Source organism: Baaleninema simplex PCC 7105 (assembly GCF_000332355.1).
Taxonomy (GTDB): domain Bacteria; phylum Cyanobacteriota; class Cyanobacteriia; order Cyanobacteriales; family Geitlerinemataceae; genus Baaleninema; species Baaleninema simplex.
This window is the reverse complement of sequence record NZ_KB235962.1, coordinates 642,875-644,852: the sequence shown is the minus strand read 5'-3', so window position 1 is coordinate 644,852 and position 1,978 is coordinate 642,875. Positions and strand designations below refer to the sequence as shown.

At 44.5% G+C, this 1,978-nt stretch carries 3 protein-coding genes; 2 read left to right on the top strand and 1 reads right to left on the bottom strand.

Features of this window, described 5'->3' with window-relative positions:
• Positions 1-298 precede the first annotated feature (298 nt).
• Both GEI7105_RS32970 and GEI7105_RS0128310 read left to right on the top strand, forming a co-directional pair.
• Positions 299-613: a YbjN domain-containing protein gene (locus GEI7105_RS32970; RefSeq protein ID WP_017663724.1), complete on the top strand. Its 315-nt coding sequence runs from the start codon at positions 299-301 to the stop codon at positions 611-613.
• Positions 614-771: 158 nt separating this feature from the next.
• Entirely contained in the window at positions 772-1,326 is a 555-nt protein-coding gene (locus GEI7105_RS0128310; RefSeq protein ID WP_144054094.1) for a hypothetical protein, read from the top strand.
• A 32-nt stretch (positions 1,327-1,358) separates the two neighbouring features.
• Here GEI7105_RS0128310 and GEI7105_RS32965 read toward each other — a convergent pair whose 3' ends face one another.
• Positions 1,359-1,628 carry a transposase gene (locus tag GEI7105_RS32965; RefSeq protein ID WP_158413288.1) on the bottom strand — a complete coding sequence of 90 codons (270 nt, stop codon included), beginning with the start codon at positions 1,626-1,628 and terminating at the stop codon, positions 1,359-1,361.
• Positions 1,629-1,978: the final 350 nt, after the last annotated feature.

Genomic DNA, 1,978 nt, shown 5'->3' with positions numbered 1-1,978 from the left:
GACTGCCCGCTGTCGTCCCCGCGTTGTGCCGCTACTTGTGCGGATAAAAAAGACCGAATTTCTGGCCCGACATGCTCTAGCCAATGCCCACGCACTGCTTTCTCTATCCCTTCCAAGCTCTTGACGGCTTCTGGAGCCGTCTCTTCGTAGAGCAATTCGGCTAACTCCTGAGTGAGTTCTTGAGGCGGGCTTGCTTAGATGCATCCATGGGTCTGACCGGTTTCGTTATGAACTGCCCAAAGCTTAGCTCTTATGCTGCTCTTTAAGGGTAAGCATTTTTGCTTATTGCATAACTGGGATGCACCCGCTGATGTCTCTCCATACTGCGAACAAGAAATCTACTTTCACAGCCCTTATCCTCTTTCTAACTGAAGATGACTGGTCGTTCACTCGCATAGAAGGTGAAAGTACTGTACAGCTCAGCTTCTCTGGCGATAATGGTACTTGGAGCTGCGTTGCCCGAGTCCGAGAAGACCACGAGCAACTCGTTTTCTACTCAATCAGTCCCATCGAGACCCCCCAAGAAAAACGCCCCGCCATCGCCGAAATCCTCACCCGAGCCAACTACGGCATGGTTATCGGCAACTTCGAGATGGACTATAGTGACCCGTAGATATTAACATTAGCCAGGCATACAAGAGAGTGCAAATGTTTAGGAGTAATTTTTATTTTATATATTCAGATAAACCGAATGGATATTATTCAGATTTTCTCATTGATGATTCTCTAGATATCCCCAATAATTTCTGTGAAGTTTGGCACGATATATGGATGCAAAAATACGAAGAACTTTATGAGGTTGATTACAAGCGAAAGCTATCGCTTTCAGAAGCAATATCGAAAGCACTAGAGACTTTGCGCGACGGCAACCCCACTGTAGAACATCTTCGCTACACTTGGTGCGGGTACATTCTCGGACTGGCAGTAAAACCAACGGTTGAGTCATACTCAAGTGGAGATTGTAGACCGTCGGTGGTGTTGAAGGTTGCTCAAGAGTATCTTCGTTATTGTTTTCAAAATTTCAAGTTCTCGGATTGGAAGTATGACGCTAGTTTACTAGACCTCAAAGATTGTCAGTTACAGGATTGTGACACTAGCTTTCTAGATTGTGAGGGATTCGGATTTCAGGAAAATCAGATAGATACACTGAAATCCCTTCACTTTAGTCGCGTGCTAAAAGGACGTTCGGAAGGAGCGCAAGCACTGGACGAAGCACTGGACGTTTTTTTGAATATTCTCGATCTTATAGGCGTTCAAAACCCCGGCAGAAACTGTGATGCTCTGCTTGAAATCTTATATGACTGCTTGGAAGGTTATGCTAAGTAGCCCCAGAGAAAAAAAGGAATGTGTGTAAAGGATTATTTCAGACCTCGAAGGTTGACATACTTAACAGAATGTCCGTGGCGCTCTCCTCGGGCTTCGAGTCCCTCGGTCACGTGAAAAGCCAATTCGGACTCGGATTCAAACATCTGTCCGACTAATTCATCACGTTTAAGATGCTCCCACTCCAATTCAATGGGATTCATTTCGGAACAGTAGGGTGGCAAGAAGAATAAGTACAGTCCTTGAGCTTCCCATTGAGAGAACTTCTGCTGAACTACCTTAGGGTTTGCTGAAAAAGTTATCAAAAGCTGGGGGTGGAAAATGAACAAGAAGCCGTCTTGCTCAAGGTATAAATCTGAATTGACTTAACTCGTCCACTTTATAAGTTACAATAATATTTCTCGACAAAATTATGAAGTTTGGGAAAAATTGACACAAAAAAAGACAGTAAGTAGCCCCAGAGAAAAAAAGGAATGTGTGTAAAGGATTATTTCAGACCTCGAAGGTTGACATACTTAACAGAATGTCCGTGGCGCTCTCCTCGGGCTTCGAGTCCCTCGGTCACGTGAAAGCCAATTCGGACTCGGATTCAAACATCTGTCCGACTAATTCATCACGTTTAAGATGCTCCCACTCCAATTCAATGGGATTCATT